Source organism: Flavobacterium erciyesense, assembly GCF_018069925.1.
In the GTDB taxonomy this organism is placed as follows: Bacteria; Bacteroidota; Bacteroidia; order Flavobacteriales; family Flavobacteriaceae; genus Flavobacterium; species Flavobacterium erciyesense.
The window spans coordinates 234,745-251,369 of sequence record NZ_JAGPXB010000004.1; the positions used below are offsets into that span (position 1 = coordinate 234,745).

17 protein-coding genes are annotated in these 16,625 nt (G+C 32.3%); 1 reads left to right on the plus strand and 16 read right to left on the minus strand.

Annotated elements, in window-relative coordinates; translation table 11 throughout:
• Positions 1 to 13 precede the first annotated feature (13 nt).
• The 15 genes from KBJ98_RS06790 to KBJ98_RS06860 all read right to left on the minus strand — a co-directional run bounded on the left by KBJ98_RS06790 (position 14) and on the right by KBJ98_RS06860 (position 14,742).
• Positions 14 to 916, minus strand: a complete 903-nt coding sequence (locus KBJ98_RS06790; RefSeq protein WP_210788942.1) for a glycosyltransferase family 2 protein — start codon at positions 914 to 916, stop codon at positions 14 to 16.
• On the minus strand, positions 913 to 2,163 hold the full coding sequence (locus tag KBJ98_RS06795; RefSeq protein ID WP_210788944.1) for a glycosyltransferase family protein: 1,251 nt from the start codon (positions 2,161 to 2,163) through the stop codon (positions 913 to 915). The genes KBJ98_RS06790 and KBJ98_RS06795 overlap by 4 nt, the downstream gene beginning before the upstream one ends.
• Position 2,164: 1 nt before the next feature.
• Positions 2,165 to 3,271: a non-hydrolyzing UDP-N-acetylglucosamine 2-epimerase gene (wecB, locus tag KBJ98_RS06800; RefSeq protein WP_210788946.1), complete on the minus strand. Its 1,107-nt coding sequence runs from the start codon at positions 3,269 to 3,271 to the stop codon at positions 2,165 to 2,167.
• A 3-nt stretch (positions 3,272 to 3,274) separates the two neighbouring features.
• Positions 3,275 to 4,204, minus strand: coding sequence for a glycosyltransferase family 2 protein (locus KBJ98_RS06805; protein WP_210788948.1), 930 nt, complete (start codon positions 4,202 to 4,204; stop codon positions 3,275 to 3,277).
• Positions 4,201 to 5,082, minus strand: a complete 882-nt coding sequence (locus KBJ98_RS06810) for a beta-1,6-N-acetylglucosaminyltransferase (protein ID WP_210788950.1) — start codon at positions 5,080 to 5,082, stop codon at positions 4,201 to 4,203. The genes KBJ98_RS06805 and KBJ98_RS06810 overlap by 4 nt, the downstream gene beginning before the upstream one ends.
• Before the next feature lie 15 nt (positions 5,083 to 5,097).
• Positions 5,098 to 5,946: a glycosyltransferase family A protein gene (locus KBJ98_RS06815; protein ID WP_210788952.1), complete on the minus strand. Its 849-nt coding sequence runs from the start codon at positions 5,944 to 5,946 to the stop codon at positions 5,098 to 5,100.
• Between the two features lie 49 nt (positions 5,947 to 5,995).
• Positions 5,996 to 7,168 carry a glycosyltransferase family 4 protein gene (locus tag KBJ98_RS06820; RefSeq protein WP_210788953.1) on the minus strand — a complete coding sequence of 391 codons (1,173 nt, stop codon included), beginning with the start codon at positions 7,166 to 7,168 and terminating at the stop codon, positions 5,996 to 5,998.
• 46 nt (positions 7,169 to 7,214) lie between these two features.
• The gene (locus KBJ98_RS06825) at positions 7,215 to 8,039 is read right to left on the minus strand and encodes a glycosyltransferase family 2 protein (protein WP_210788954.1); all 825 of its coding nucleotides are present in this window, start codon (positions 8,037 to 8,039) and stop codon (positions 7,215 to 7,217) included.
• A gap of 40 nt (positions 8,040 to 8,079) precedes the next feature.
• Complete coding sequence (locus tag KBJ98_RS06830; RefSeq protein ID WP_210788955.1) at positions 8,080 to 8,904, minus strand: DUF5672 family protein; 825 nt, start codon at positions 8,902 to 8,904, stop codon at positions 8,080 to 8,082.
• 36 nt (positions 8,905 to 8,940) lie between these two features.
• The gene (locus tag KBJ98_RS06835) at positions 8,941 to 9,939 is read right to left on the minus strand and encodes a glycosyltransferase family protein (RefSeq protein ID WP_210788956.1); all 999 of its coding nucleotides are present in this window, start codon (positions 9,937 to 9,939) and stop codon (positions 8,941 to 8,943) included.
• Positions 9,940 to 10,006: 67 nt separating this feature from the next.
• Positions 10,007 to 10,870, minus strand: a complete 864-nt coding sequence (locus KBJ98_RS06840) for a glycosyltransferase family 2 protein (RefSeq protein WP_210788957.1) — start codon at positions 10,868 to 10,870, stop codon at positions 10,007 to 10,009.
• Between the two features lie 25 nt (positions 10,871 to 10,895).
• Positions 10,896 to 11,738 carry a class I SAM-dependent methyltransferase gene (locus tag KBJ98_RS06845; RefSeq protein ID WP_210788958.1) on the minus strand — a complete coding sequence of 281 codons (843 nt, stop codon included), beginning with the start codon at positions 11,736 to 11,738 and terminating at the stop codon, positions 10,896 to 10,898.
• Positions 11,731 to 13,032 carry an ABC transporter ATP-binding protein gene (locus KBJ98_RS06850; RefSeq protein WP_210788960.1) on the minus strand — a complete coding sequence of 434 codons (1,302 nt, stop codon included), beginning with the start codon at positions 13,030 to 13,032 and terminating at the stop codon, positions 11,731 to 11,733. Before KBJ98_RS06850 ends, KBJ98_RS06845 begins: the two co-directional genes overlap by 8 nt.
• Before the next feature lie 185 nt (positions 13,033 to 13,217).
• Positions 13,218 to 13,565 carry a four helix bundle protein gene (locus tag KBJ98_RS06855; protein WP_210788962.1) on the minus strand — a complete coding sequence of 116 codons (348 nt, stop codon included), beginning with the start codon at positions 13,563 to 13,565 and terminating at the stop codon, positions 13,218 to 13,220.
• A gap of 307 nt (positions 13,566 to 13,872) precedes the next feature.
• Positions 13,873 to 14,742: an ABC transporter permease gene (locus tag KBJ98_RS06860; protein ID WP_210788964.1), complete on the minus strand. Its 870-nt coding sequence runs from the start codon at positions 14,740 to 14,742 to the stop codon at positions 13,873 to 13,875.
• Between the two features lie 340 nt (positions 14,743 to 15,082).
• On the opposite strand from KBJ98_RS06860, the gene KBJ98_RS06865 reads away from it, so the two are divergent.
• Positions 15,083 to 15,442, plus strand: a complete 360-nt coding sequence (locus tag KBJ98_RS06865; protein ID WP_210788965.1) for a bleomycin resistance protein — start codon at positions 15,083 to 15,085, stop codon at positions 15,440 to 15,442.
• Between the two features lie 484 nt (positions 15,443 to 15,926).
• On the opposite strand, the gene KBJ98_RS06870 is transcribed toward KBJ98_RS06865, so the two are convergent.
• On the minus strand, positions 15,927 to 16,406 hold the full coding sequence (locus KBJ98_RS06870) for a hypothetical protein (RefSeq protein WP_210788967.1): 480 nt from the start codon (positions 16,404 to 16,406) through the stop codon (positions 15,927 to 15,929).
• Positions 16,407 to 16,625: the final 219 nt, after the last annotated feature.

The following is a 16,625-nucleotide window of genomic DNA, read 5'->3' on the forward strand; positions in this document are numbered from 1 at the left end:
TTTTTTGATTATTTTAAGGCTTCCAATACAATTGTGTGGGTGCTAATTTTTGATAAATACTATACTCTTCTAGCGTCAGTCGATTGGCATTCCTGATGATTTTTGGTACTGCAAAAATTAAATCTGACAATGCCAGAACCAAAGCATATAAGGCTTTAAAATCACCTTTAAACACTTTCAATTGCAATTGCATCCAAATGCTATACGCCATTTTACGAGGAATCATCCGAAGTGGATAAAACAAGAAGTATAAATACCAACCCGATCGTAACGATCGGCGCAGCCGCAGGGTGTAATCTGAGCTGTTTTTTCGGGCTTTCACATCCACCCGGTGATGCACTAAAACTTCCGGTAAATAATGAATCTCAATGTTATTTTTAAACAACTGATAGGCGGCAAAATCTTCCTCTCCATAAAAAATAAACCAATCTGGATAATCAGGAATATTCCGCCAGGCTTTCATTCGCCATACATGACCACAACCTACAAATCCCTGCACTCGAGAGGGCGTTTCAGTAGTAACAACAGTATGAGGTGCTACTAAGCCCCAAAAAATGCGCAAGGCCAATACTCCGCAATTGGGGTTGGCAGCAAAGTAGTCAGCAATAACCGACAACGCATTAGTTGTTATAAAATGGGCATCATCATCTAATGAAATGGCAAATTCTGTAGTCACTAAATCCAACAATCGGTTTCTGCTGTAAATAAGCCCTTTACTCTCTTTATGCTGAATTAATTGAATTTGAGGATATTGGTTTTGAACAAAAACAGCGGAATCATCTGTAGAACCATCATCACAAACAATACACGCTACCCCGTCACAAACTAGCAAGGGCTGGATTTTAGCTAAAGTAACAGCCAAATCGGTTTTACGGTTTTTGGTGGTTAATAGTATAGTAAAAGTGGCGTGCGTCATATCTGATTATTTTTTTCCAAATTTTCAATAGTCTTTTTTAAATACGAAACCGAAAGATATTCCGCTAAATCACTTCTGTTTAAAAGCAATTGGTTCGGGTTTTGTTTCCACAAAAGATACAATTCCCCGAGTAAGGCTGCAATTTTTGGCACATCATCCACTTCGGACCAATACGCATAGTCAGGACCTAACAACCGTTTCGTTTCACTATAATAAGGAGCTAACGAAAGAATGGCAGTATTAGCGGCAACACAATGTGGAAACTTAGCGGGCAAAAAAGGGCTGATTTCCGATTTTGACTCCAAAATAACATTAACCGATACACTTTGTTGCAGCAAATAAACGGTGTCAAAAGAAATCATACCGTTATGAATGTAAAGTTCAGGAGTCCGTTTCTGGTGGCTTTCCAATAGTTGGGTATGATCGGAAGCAGGCCCAAGCAACAGCAATCGAGATTCTTTTCCGGCTTCAGGATAATGCTGCAAAAAAAGTTGAAAACCTGCTATCAAACCTTCCGGTGAGCGTTGCTTCATCAAATTACCGGCATGCAGTACATTGAATTTTGAAACATCAAAATAAGATGGAAAAGAGGTATTCTGAACGACATACTTTGTATTCTGATGGGGAATAACAACTCCTGTTTGGGCAAAATCAGGGAAATAACTCGACATCCATTCGTGCAACAACAAACTGGGAAATGCACTATATCTAGCTTTTGTAGAAACTGCCCAAAAAAAGGCTTCTCTGGCTTTATGGCTGGATTCTACCCAATTGTAAGGTCGCGGATAATAATGGGCCGGATACGGATCATGCACATAAGCCATCCATTTGTCATGCCATTGAGGAAGTTTAAGAACGGAATAATGAGGCCTGAAACTGGCGCCTTTACTCAAGGTTATTACTAAATCAGGCTGAAACTTTTGTTGTTGTAACGCGGCAGTGATACTGCGTGTATCATTATAAAAAGTAAAAGAAAAACCAAACAACTGCTCCAAGAAAGGAGCCGGATTAACCTTGAAATTCCGACTTATAATTCGTTGCATCCGACTTAAGAAATACAGAGGACTGTATTTTATTTCAGGAATTGCATAACAGGAAACACCTTCCAACGAAATGAATTTTTGGGTATAATGATATACAAAAACATCAAATCCCGCTGCTACCAAATTAGTAATGAGCGCCACATTAGCTTTTGAACCACTGCTGTCTTCAATATTAATGGAATCTACTATAACAAGGATTTTCATTTTAATAGTGTTTTAATAAATAATCGGTAATTTTTTGGGAAGCATGACCCGTTCCATAAGGATTGATGGAAGATCCAAATCCTGAGAATCCGTCTAAAAAAGAACAAATGGTGGTGCTGATTTTTTGCTGATCCGTACCTACCAAAATAGAAAATCCGGCAGTAACACCCTCAGGTCGCTCTGATACCGTGCGGGTAACCAAAACAGGTTTCCTTAGGGATGGAGCTTCTTCCTGAATACCTCCGGAATCGGTCACAATCAAAAAGGATTGTTGCATCAACCACACAAAAACAGGATAGGAAACCGGTGGAATCAAATAAATATTTTCGATATCGGACAATTTCTCATATACAATATCTTTTACATTGGGATTTAAATGTACGGGATAAACTATCGTAACATCCTCCCGTTCTGAAACTGATAAAAGTGCATCACAAAGGTGCTCAAAACCGGCTCCAAAATTTTCTCTGCGATGCCCTGTGACCAGAACCATTTTCTTATGTCTTGGAATAAGACGCTTCAATCGATCTATTTCGGGATGCTGATAATGCTCCGTTTCAATTTTTACAACGGCCAACAATAGTGCATCAATAACGGTATTTCCAGTTTCTACGATAGCCGCCGGAAGGATGCCTTCATTCAATAGATTTTGGGTTGCTACAGCAGTCGGGGTAAAATGAATATCAGCTATTCTGCTGGTCAACTGACGGTTCACTTCCTCCGGAAAAGGTGCCTTTTTATTATACGTACGCAAACCGGCTTCTATATGTCCTACAGTTATGCCGTTATGAAAGGCGGCTAAAGCCACTATCGACGAGGTGGTAGTGTCTCCGTGTACCAATACCAAATTAGGTTTTGCAACAGCAAACACCCCGTCCATCTTTGATAAAATATTGGCACTTAACGCATTCAAGCTTTGATTGGGTTGCATCAAATCTAGATCATAATCAGGAACAATGGAAAAAAAATCCAAAACCTGATCCAGCATTTCCCGATGCTGAGCTGTTACACAGACTTGGACGTCAACATTATTTGTTTGTAGCTCATGAAAAAGCGGCGCCATTTTTATGGCTTCAGGACGGGTTCCAAAACAAAGGAGAATTTTCATGAATTATATTTTTCGAAATGTTTTTTTTAATTTATACACAGACAAACGCAAAGGGAACGTACTATAAAAAAACTGCCATTTTATTCTTTCAAAGATTGACAATTCAAGTAAAGTGATGATTTGCGTAAACAAATTATACTCCCTAAAGTCGGTTGCCAGGGTTACAAAATAACGAAGTAGCGAAGAAGACAGCAACTGTTTATCCTTTAAATTTTTAATAACCAACAAAATAGCCTCTTTTTTAGAAGCCCTGCGTATAGGATTATTATTATAAAATTCTCCAGTATTGGAATTGGCATGTTTACGCCCAAAAAACAAACATTTTTCAATAGAAATTCCTTTGATATCAGAAGATAATATTCTGGAATACAATTCCCATTCTTCTGCATACATTAGATGCTCCTCAAATCGATTCTCCTTAAAACACTCTCTATGCCACATTACTGCACAAGAATTAAAAGGAAGTTCGTTTATTAATAGTTTTTCAACATGAGATTTAGTTACAAAAAAAGAAGTATATTCTTTTGAAAATTCAAAATTATAGTCAAAATCATCAAAGAAAACATTTCGTAGATACCTGCAAAAAAAAACATTTTGTTTACTTAATTCCTCCACACAAATTTCTAAATTTTGAGGATGCACAATATCATCATCATCAAAGAAAATTATGAAGTCACCCTTAGCTAGGTCCAATCCATAATTACGACTGCCGGGCAATCCTTTTATATAAGTATCTGGACGTTTAAAAAAATGAAACCTTCTGTCTTTCTCAAGTAGTGGAGCAATAACATCAATAGTAGTATCAGATCCACCATCATCAATAATTAAACATTCCCAATTGGTAAAGACTTGCGATTGTATTGAATTTAATGTTTCTACAATATATTTTGATCTATTGTAGGTGGCCATAATGATGGTAACTTTGGGCTTCATATCTCTAAAAAAGATTTAATCTTATTCATTAATAAAACAGATTGCGGATATTCAATTTTTCGAGCAAAAAAAGCATCAGTTGTCACTAGTTTTTCAAAATCACTCGTATCTAAAACAGCTGGATTATTGCCATTTCTAGTAACCCAGTCTATGTATCTTAAAGTATTTTGATTCACTTTAAGTGCAAATTTTGAATTCAAAATTATAGTTTGAAAGTAAATTTCTTCAGAACATAAGGTATATTTCATCCTTTTAAGTAAAAAATTATTTTCAAAAGTAAACCTCATCACATATTGTACACATTCTCTACTCAAACTCCACCAAGTTGAACCACTATAAAGTTTTGGAATTTTCGATGATATTGGCCGTTTATAACCTATCCTTCTTTGAAAACAAATTAGTCTTCGGATTATTCTATTTTCATAGGGAATTTTTGCATTAAAAAAATCATATAGATTAAAATATTCAATGCGATCCATTCCTCCATTATCAGCTCCATTTGGTCTAGGGATTTCGAAATAATTTAAATATTCCTCATTACTATTAATTTTAAAAAAATCTAAAAATGAAGAAATTTTTTGTATTGGATAATCACTGCCACTAATAAGATGGAGATAATAAATATCTGGATTTTTAAGCGCTTGCTCACATAAATACAAGATACATTTCAAGTGATTCAAACCTCCCCAATTCACATTAAATTTTCGAGAAACAAGCTTAACATTTTCATACTTATTCAAATTTATTAATTCTGTTTCTGATATTTTACTCTTTTTATCAATATGGATGTACAGTTCAAAATTTTCATCAAAAAAATTAATAATTTCTTCTAAATGATTATAATTTTTATAAGCAGTAATTAAAATAGCTTGTTTCATTTTTATTTTTTTCAATTATTTCAAAAATAATTTAAACCATCTGAAAGGCTGTAAAATTCGTTTACCAATTAAAAACTCCAATCTTTCTGTATTTTTAATCTTTTCCGTTTCTTCTCTCTCTGTTTTTAATAATAAATTCTTAACGAATGTATCAAAATGATTTTTATATAATTCTTGGTGTTTAGTATAAATATAATATAAAAGCTCATACTTTATGGCATTGGCTCTTTTGGTTGTAGAATCGTTTCTTTTTCTGTAATTAAATAATACCTCTTGTAAAACAAAAACGCAACCCCCATCCTTAATCACCCTAATATAAAACTCCCAATCTTCAAATCCTTTTCGCATTATTTCATCATATCCACCAACCCTTTCCCAATCTATTTTTTTAAAAATTGTACTGCCAAAAGCTTCGTTAAAATACATGAAATCAGAAATTGTACCTCCTCTTGGTTTAGATACAGTAGAAAATCCATTATCAAAAAGTAAGTTTGCTTGACAAGTCACTATTTTTATATCTGTATTTTTCAGAAAAAAAAAGAGTGCCTTTTCACAAAAGTCAGGTTCAAAAAAATCATCACTGTCTAATACTAAAATATATTCTCCTTTTGCAGATCGGATTCCTACATTTCTGGCAGTACTTTGTCCTTGATTATCTTGAGTTATTAATTTTGAAATTGTGGGCTCTACTCTTTTCAAAACAGCTTTTGTATCACTATCAGATCCATCATCAACTAGAATAACTTCAATATTTTCATAGGTTTGATTTAAAGCAGATTGTACCGATTGCTCTATGAATTTCAAATCATTATAACAAGGTATGACAATAGATATCAAGGGACTATTTTTAAGTATTGTATTCATTAAAAATATTTTTTTTTAACAAAGATAGAAGAATATAGAAGTGACGTAATTAAATCTTTAGCGCTTTATTGATTATAAGATTCATTTTTACTAAGTAAGAATCCATATCATAGGATTTAATTTTATTGAGATTAAGGGTTCCTTCCGATACTCTTAACTCTTCTGAAATAATTAATTTCTCTAAAGCGTCAAACAATGATGCCTCATCATTTTCTATTAAAAATGATGAGCCTTTAAGTAACTCAATACAACCCGGATGATTTGTAGTTACAACCGGCAAACCATATAACATATATTCCATAACCGCATTAGGCATGCCTTCTATTCGAGACATTAAAACACCAATATCTAAAAGTCCCAAAATATCTTGAACCTTAAAACCCGAAAGCAAGGATATTCTGTTTGATGTCCTATTTTCTAAAATATTTTTTGATAACTGGCTGTACTTTTCCTGCGCGTAAATTTGATTTTCTATATTACCTAAAAAAACTAAATGTATAGTATCATATTTTATAGCTAACTTATTGAATACATCAAGTACTAAATCATGGTATTTCTCTTCTCGATAGTGAGCGATCATACCAATCACAAGAGATTCTTTAGGAATACTATATTTCATTCTAAGCAAATCTTTATCAGCTTCTATATACTCTAAACTAATATATTGTGGCAAAACAAATAATTTTTCAGGATTTACTATATATATATTCTTAAACATATCCAAACAATTACTGGCATTACCAATAACACAAGGAATGTTATTTACCGCAATACTTTCAAAAATATCAAGACTGTTACTATCCAAACCCAATTGATGCCAAAAAGTAAATTGAACCGAAGGCAACATTTTATATAAATAATAAGAAACCTTAGAAGGAAAATTCAAAAAAGGGATGATGATGTCGGGCTGATAGGGTTTAATGCCTTTTCGCAATCGGAGAAGGTATTTTACAGACCAAACCAATCGTTGAAGATTTTTATAACTAAACTCTCTTTTTAATAATAAATACCCACCTCCAAAATGCAAAATATTTTGAACCTGACATTCTTTGGCAAAATACTCAAATTCAGAGGTTGTTTCTGGCGAATAGGTCAATAAAACATTAACAGTACAATTGTATTTAGTTGTCAAAATTTTTGAAATCCCTAATCCTTGTCGTTCTGCTCCACCTAAATTGCCTTGGTGTATTACTAATAATATTTTCTTATTATATAAATCCATCCTACGTAAAAGTGTAAATAGTTCTTAACTCCAAAGCAAAATAGTGTTACAAATCGTTTAATTTTTTTCTTGAAAACAAAAAAAGCCCCGTTCTAAGAAAAAAGGATGCTGCCTTCTTCCCTAATGCAGACTTTTCAAGTTCTGACAATATTTTAAATCGATTCGTTTGAGCCCATTTTCGATGCAAAGCCAATTCATCAAAATCTAAAAGATAACCACTAAAATAGGTTTCCATCACCTGCCTTCTTTCTTGCAAATGATTTCCTGTTGAACTTATCCCGTTTGCATAAAAAGTAGATAATGTTTCATTTATTTTCGTATAACTGCAATTGTATTTGAACAACGCCAAAATAAAAAATTTCCAATCAGAAATAATCGCAAACGATTCATCATAAAGCCCAACTTTGACAAACAATTCTTTTTTTATAAATGTGGTTGGATGGGGTAAAAAATCAAAATACAAATCAGAAAAACGCACTGCATCCGGTGCTGAAAAAACAGAAGATTTTTCTCTTCCCAGTACCTCCATATCAAAGCAAACCAAATCATAAGAAGTTAAATGAGAAACACTATGTGCTAATACCCTATCACCATACAAATGATCCCCACTGTTCAAAAACAACAAATACTCCCCGCTGGCCTGGGCAATACCCTTATTCATGGCATTGTAAATTCCTTGGTCTGGTTCACTGACCCAATAATCAATAGTTTCACTTTGACTCTCAATAAAAGCTGCACTGCCATCAGTAGAACCACCATCAATAACGAGATACTCAAACTCTTGCCACGTTTGATTGACAACACTTTCAACGGTCTTTTTTAAACCTTCGAGGTTGTTGTAATTGATGGTAATTATAGAAACCTTCTGCATTGATTATATATTATAATTAAAAAAAATGCGATTTATTGCTTTAAAATTGATATCCAAAATTCAAAATATGAGGCTTCCAAAATTCAAAATTATATTTATCCCAAGCATGACAGCCCATTGGTAACATTTGATTATTAATATCGAATAAATAATCCGGCTTAACTTCAAAACTAAATTTAATAGCATCATCTATTGGTGCAATGATAAAATCTACAATATATTTTGGAATTACATAAGACACAAACCAATCTTCGTTAAAATGTCTCGCAATTTGAATAGTATTATTTTTGTTTCTCCAAATATTAAAATAATCTAATGGCATTCGAATTGTATTTAAAAATCGTTTTTTCTTAGATATTCTAAAATATTTATGCTCTTCAAAATAAATTTTCTGAATTGCATTTCTCATAGAGCTTATTTTTCTCAAAGAAAAACCGGAATTACCTACACCAATAAAATCATTTGAAAGTGGTTCGGAATAACCAAAAAACCATGGAGCGCCAATGTAATCATAATTTTTATCACACCAAAAATCTAACTCATCTTTAAAAACAAAAGCATCTAATTCGTAAGTCAATAAATAATCAAACTCTTTAAATAAATCATAAAAAAAAGAACTCAACTTTAATTTATTATACATAAAAAGGCTACTTTGCCAATTTGGCTCTATTTCAACAACTTCAAAATTGGGTACTACCTTTAAATAAGCTTCTAAATTAAGGCCTTTAGGCACCATAACTTTTATGGCATGTTTTTTTAAAATATCAAAACACTGCTTAAAAGATATTAACTCCAAATTAGATGGACTATCGCTATGAACAGGTATAACCACCACACAAACTAAATTAAACTTTATTTTACTCACGATATAACTTAAATTAACAACATGATTTTTTTGATTCTAAACATTTCCTGTTAGAAAAACTTTAATTATTTTTTTTAGTCTATTAATAATTTTCCTTAAAAAAGACTTCTTTCTAGGAGAAACTGCAACTCTTTTATTGACAAATAAATAATAAACTTTTAGTTTACTGATTTGTTCAATATTATTATTTTTTAATAAATTATGGTATTTAAAAAACAAATTTTTCAAATCAGGTCTGGATTCAAAATTATATCGAGTTAAATAGGAAGCTATACTAGTTGGATTATTATATTTATAGCCACTGAAATGAAAAAAACGTAATGAAAATTTTTCATTAACAACAAACCCGTCATTACTAGTTTGTGTTAATAATCGTTCATGCAAGTTCCAATTTGCCATATTATAACCAGGATGCTTGAGTATAAAATAATCGTCCCACATGGCTGGTACATAATTTATCCAAAGTTGATCATAAAACATAGTATTACTAAAATCACAAAAACCATATTTCAAAACCCTCTCATGCCACCAGTGTATAAAATCTTTTATTTTATCATATCGTGCCAAAGCAATAAACCCTAAATTATAAATCCCCCCTCTTAAAGTATGGTAATCCGTTGGTGCGTATTCATCATCAATTGGCGAGCAAATATGAGGAGTTAATACGATATCTTTCGTATCCAAAATTGCAATAACTTCTTCAAAATAACTTGTGACTAAAATATCAGGGTCTATATAAATAAGTTTATTAGCATCACAAGTTGTAAAAATATATTTAATAAATGTTGGTTTTACTGCCGTATTTAATTCTATAATATTGTATTTCTTTACAATACTTTCAAATTCTGGAACTTTTATATCTTTTACTTTAATTATTTCAAATTTATCGAAAGCACTATAATCAAACGACGAATCAAATTCATCACACAAACCAATTATAAATTTCCAATCAGGATGGAATTCTAAAAAAGAATCTCCTAGAGTCTTTGCCTGAGCTAGATAATTATTAGAACAAATAGTAAAGGCAATATTCATAATTTAGTTGATTACAAATTGATTCAACAAAATATATTTAAAGAGATTATAATATTAAAATCTCTAATTAGTTTAATATACTTCTGAACTTTTTTTTTAATTTTTTTAATAGTTTAATTAAAATATTTTTTGTTTCTAAGATGGGCAAATTCCCTTTCTCATTAGGATAAATTTTTATTAATTTCTTAAAAAATATAATCACAAAAATATATTTTTTTATAGATTTAAAGTAAGAATCTTCATTTATAATGCGAGATATGCCAACCTGTTGATTTTCATGTATCCTATAACTAATTAATGACTGTGATGTAAACATTAATCCTTGTTGAGCCGAAGCATGCAATCCTAACCATGCGTCATGCCAATATCCTTCTGGTAATTCTATTGGCAAAATAAATGACTTTAATGAGTTATGAAAACAAACCGTTGCCCCTGTTATTTTATTACAATTTGCAATTAAATCTTTAAAAGCATTTTTATTGTTTTTCCATTTATTTTGAATCTCTTCAGTAAAACCCCATTTATCCCAGAGCATTGCATCTAAATCACCCCCTTCTTCATCAATTAATTTTGCATCAGAAAATAATAACTTACAATTTTTATTTTCATAAAAAAAGCGTTGCATAATTTCAACTTTATCTAAACACCAAATATCATCTTGATCTGCTAAAAATATAATGTCTCCAGTGGTTAGGGCTATTGCTTTTTCAAAATTTTTTACTGTTTTTAAAGTTTTTTCATTTATAAATATTTTAATTAATCCTGGGTATTTATTTTTATAAGCATGAAGAATTTCAATCGTAGAATCAGTTGATAAATCATCACAAATTATAACCTCATCAACACATACGGTTTGTAATAAGATGCTATCCAATTGTTGCCTCAGAAATTTTTCACCATTATAAGTACAAATAGCTACAGATATATTCACTTTAAAAACAGATTTATATTTAATATTATTTGAATCTTTTTTTTATGAAACTACTAAACAAATAAATAGGTTTTATAAATAGGTTTCCAAATTTATAGGATGTAGTGTTTCTAATTGTATTTGTAATACATATCAAGTAATTTTCTAATATAACCTTATTAATATCAGCTCCATTAAAAAAGGAAGTGGGTAATTCATTAATATCGTGTTGAGCAGCTATAGTTAAAATATACAAATGTTGATTAGCACTTTTACTAACGTTTGACTGATCTCCTGAATAAACAACAATATTATTAAAATCGCAAATATTTGAAACTAACGAATTCAAATTATAAGCTTTTTGCAAATAAAATTTTGAAAAACTAAAGTGCTTTTTGGTCAAACACTCAAATTCATCAAAATATAATTCCTTTACATGAAACTTATTTTTAAATTTTGGAATATCTGAATAATATTTTTTGTCAGGAGATGACATAATTAAAATACCATCATCCTTTAAAACCCTTTTTATTTCTAAAAACATTTCCTCATGTTTATCATGATGTTCAATCGTTTCGAAACTAACTACAATATCTATTGAGTTTGACTCAACTGGAATATTATCTGCGTTTCCGACAATAAATTTAAGATTATCTTTTAAATACTTTTCTTTTGCATTCTGAACAGACTCGAAATCAATGTCAACACCTATAACTTCTAAGGCCTTTTTAGATAAAATATAAGAGCCGTACCCCTCTCCTGATGCTATATCTAATATAACTTTACCTTCAACAAAATCATTTGCTATTGCATACCGATGTAAATGTTCAACAGTAACATCTGAAAAATCAAAAAACTCCAATCTTTCTCCTGTAGATTTCTTACTCATTACTTTTAATTTTCCATGTTAATTCAGGTCTAATTATCCCTGGGAAGTGTCCAAAATAATTACCTCTTACTGTTTTGTCTCCAAACTCATCTATTATATTAAAACCAACAATATTCATTTCATGAAATTCTACAAAAAATGGATTGTATCGCATAATAGCAAAACTACAAGTATAACTCCCCTCTGCAAGAAGATTTCCAGGAATAATCACGGATTTCTTATATCTTCCAATTGGCAAAGCTTCACTCAATGTTAACGATCTCTTGTCATGCGAACTTAATATATGAATATTTTCAATATTAAATAGATTAAAACCATGTGTAAAAAGTTCATTTTCTTTTAAAATATCATATGTAAATTCAATGTTGATATCATCTGCAATCCCATGATTTATTGAAATAGCATTACTTGTATTGATTACCTTGACCTCAATCAATTTTATAAAATCTGCATTATGATTTTTAATTATCTCATCACTCAAAATTCGATGAGCTGTTGTTTTCTCATCTTCAAGATATCTTTCAATAATATGGTCAATAGAACCTTCATATTTTACCTTCCCATTTTCCAGTAAAATCCCCCTTGTACACAAACTCTTCACTGCCGCCATATTATGACTAACAAACAACACCGTTCGGCCACCAGTTTTAGAAATATCCTGCATTTTGCCGATGGCCTTTTTTTGGAATTCAGCATCGCCCACTGCTAAAACTTCGTCAATAATTAAAATTTCAGGTTCTAAAAATGCAGCTACGGCAAAAGCCAAACGAACGTACATCCCGCTACTGTATCGCTTTACAGGAGTATCAATGTAGCGCTGGCAGCCTGAAAATTCGATTATTTCATCGAGTTTGGAGGTAATTTCTTTTTTGGTCATACCCAAAATAGCACCATTCAAATAGATGTTTTCACGTCCTGTCATTTCGCCATTAAAACCAGTACCTACCTCAAGCAACGAGGCAACCCGACCACCAAACTTAATGCTACCTGTTGTAGGAGCCGTAACACGTGATAAAATTTTCAATAAGGTCGATTTACCAGCTCCATTCTTCCCTATTATCCCAATAACTTCACCGCGACCAATTTCAAAATTGATATCCTGAAGTGCCCACACATAATCACTCTCCCCTTTCGTAGAACGATCGTTAGTTTCGCCAATTTTCAAGTACGGATCCTCTTTGCCACGTATTTGATGCCACCAACGATTAAGGTCATGCATCAATGAGCCGGTACCTACTACTCCAAGTCGGTATTGTTTAGAGATGTTTTCTGCTTTTAATATTATATCCTTCATTCTTTTTTTAGTGAGTGGTGAGTGGTGAATCGTGAGTGGTGAATCGTGAGTGGTGAATCGTGAGTGGTGAGTGATGAATTGTGAATTGTGAATGCTGAGTGGTGAGTGGTGAATCGTGAATAATTAAAATCACTTCTCGCTTTTCACTTCTCACTTCTCACTTCTCACTTCTCACTTTTCACTCCTCACTTTCTTTTTATATAATTTTTAAATCCAATCAAAAGCTTTTTCACCTCGATTAATTGCTGGTCAAAACTATCTTCTTTTGTCACAAAACCTAATCGTATGGCGATTAAATATTGAGTTTCTAGCTCTGATAGCGAGCCTATTGAAATTGAAAGAAATTGCATGAGCTCTTTATCTCCGTTTCTGGCCGCACCCTCAGCGATATTTGAAGGAATTGAAACCGCTGCCCTTCGCATCTGGCTAGTTAAACCATATTTCTCAGTGTCTGGAAACAATTGTGTCATTTGATAGACCTGAACAACCAAATCCATACTCTTCTTCCAAACCTCCAAATCCTTATGATCCATATATTTATATTTTAATGAATGTTTGTTGGTGAATCGTGAGTGGTGAATTGTGAATGATAAATGGTGAATCGTGAATAATTAAAAATCACTTTTCACTTCTCACTTTTCACTTCTCACTTTTCACTTCTTACTTCTCACTTCTTACTTCTTACTTCTCACTTCTTACTTCTCACTTCTCACTACTCACTTTTCACTTTTCACTTCTCACTTCTCACTTCTCACTTCTCACTTCTCACTTCTCACTTCTCACATCTCACCTCTCACTTCTCACTTCTCACTTCTCACTTCTCACTTCTCACTTCTCACTTTAAACCGTATCAATAAATTTCTTTTCAGTATGATTAAAAAAAAGTAGCCCTATTAAAAAAACACTAACCGTAATTGTAACCGTATATAGCATACCCCAAATCGGAAATTCTCCCGTACTCAGTAACATATAACGAGTAGCTTCTATGCAATACGCTAAGGGGTTGTATTTTACAAGCCAAGCATAATTGGGCATTTTAATTGCAATTAACTGTAAAGGAAAAAAGACTGCAGAAATATACATGAGCAATTGAACACCAAAGCCAATAAGATACGTTAGATCACGGTATTTGGTTACTAATGCCGAAATCATCATACCCAACCCAAGTCCAAGTACTCCCAATAAAATAACAATTAAAGGAAAAAAAACAGTAGCACTGTTAAAAGAAATTGAAGCATTCTGGCTGTAGTAATAGATAAAAAAACAAAGAAAAATAAACACCTGAATTAAAAACTTAGCCAAATTTGAAATCACCACTGTTAAAGGTGCGATAATTCGGGGGAAATAAACTTTTCCGAAAATACCAGCATTGTTTGCAAACGTATTGGAAGTACCGTTCAAACAAGAAGTAAAATAATTCCAAACCGTAATACTAGCCAAATTAAATAAAAAAGGAGGTACTGTGCCTGTAGTAATCCCTGCTACATTATTAAAAATGATGGTAAAAGTGATACTGGTAAATAAAGGTTGAATGAAAAACCACAGTGGTCCGAGAACAGTTTGTTTGTAAACCGTTACAATGTCACGTTTTACAAACAAAAATAACAAGTCACGGTATTGCCATACTTCCTTTAAATTGAGGGAGAAAAATTTATTCTTAGGTGTTATTTCAAACAGCCAAGTGGTATTGGTTTGTTCGTTTGGGATCATAGTTTTTGGATTGAACTTTGTAAGGCTAACCAACAAATATGCTTGGGCCAATAAAGTAAACAAATATAACAATTTTAGGATGGTTTTAACAAATGCAAAAACAACCACTTATTGATTTTTCGACTAAAATATCCGCTCAAATAGCAATGGTAATAAAATAAAGTGGATGCTTAGATCGTAGTTCATCAATTATCTGAAAAACAACAACAAAATCACAAAGAATAAGTTAAAATGCAGTAAAAAGCAAAGTCTAAAATAATTACCTTAGCGTTTTATGGACTAAAAGCCACTACATCAGACAAGAAAAATAAAAAGATAATGAACTTAAAAACAAATTTAAATGTTGACACAAATTCATCCTAAACTTCCGATGCGCAATAAAGCTATAACCAAAGCTTATTGCACACAGCAGCTCGGATTTGTTGATATCAGCGCCCATGATTATGAAGCCTATTTGATAGTAAAACGGGACCAAGTAGAAATTCACTTTTTTGAATTTAAAGAATTAGACTCGTTAGAAAACTATTCAGGAACCTACATCAGAACCAACGAAATAGAAAAATTTTACAAAGAATTGATTGACAAAGGAACTCTCATACATCCACATGCTCCATTATCTGCTAAACCATGGGGACAGAAGGAATTTGCGTTACTTGATCCGGACCACAACTTACTAACCTTTGGTCAAGAAGTAGAATAAAAAGAATTGATTTACTCGATACACTTTTATGCGTTTCGCTGGACAAAACCGATATTTAGGCCGTCAGTTCGAGTGCTTTGTACAATAATACAATAGCTTAATTGTACGAAGCCTATCGACTTCTCGATACGCTCCGCTACTCGAAGTGACGGTGAACTACTTTTTTGTTACGCTACCCCACAAAAAACCACTCGAAGTGACGGGAAGACAGCTTCGTCAGTTCGAGTGTTTTAATCCAAAATGCGATAGCTTTATTGTAAAAAGTGTATCGACTTCTCGATACGCTCCGCTACTCGAAGTGACGGTTAACTACATTTTTGTTACGCTACGCTGTACAAAAGCACTCGAAGTGACGGAAGCTTTTTAATTTTGCTACGCAACAAAAAAGCAATCATCTTGAGAATAAAACACATTAAATAAACTCTAGACCTTAGAACAGCATTTATTTAAAAAACTGAAAAACCTCTATTATGTGATATTAAAATCATTCACATGCAACCTTGTCAAATTTAAACTTAACAGAATCAAAGTCAATAGGTTCCCCTTTTACGAAAAAGGTAGCCCCCATAGTAGTCTGCATTTTACCATTCCCTAAAATCAGCTGCTCTCCACGTTTTAAAAAAGCCATGGGATTCTTGAAAGTTATTTTTTCATTACTACCTTCGATAAAGGTATAACTAACAAACAATGTGTCACCACTAAATTCACCTGAAATAGTACCCTTTTTTATGGGCATTTTATCAAATTGCATTTGCATATTTCCTCCAATCTTACCACCATTGAATTTCTCAACTTGTAAATTTATTGTATCACGTTCATAAATAGCTTTGTAACATTGCACAGTCAATGGCTTTTCAGCATTTTGTTTCTTTGAAGTTCCTTCCACTTCTTGTTTTTTGTCTTGGCAAGATGTAATGAAGAAAATAGAAGCCAAAACGAGCGATATATTAGTTTTTGTTTTCATTATGATAAAAGATTGATGGTTAAATCCAATAGAATAACGTAAGGTACTAAGAAAATATTTTCTTTTACGTTCCAAACAAATAAAATAAAATTTAAAAAATCATCAAATAAAACAAAGACAATAAGTAAATGATAATTACCATGTACAAGGAGATAAATATCACATTAACCTCGGTAAATAAAAACCCCTTTAACACATAAGTGTTAAAGGGGTTAAATA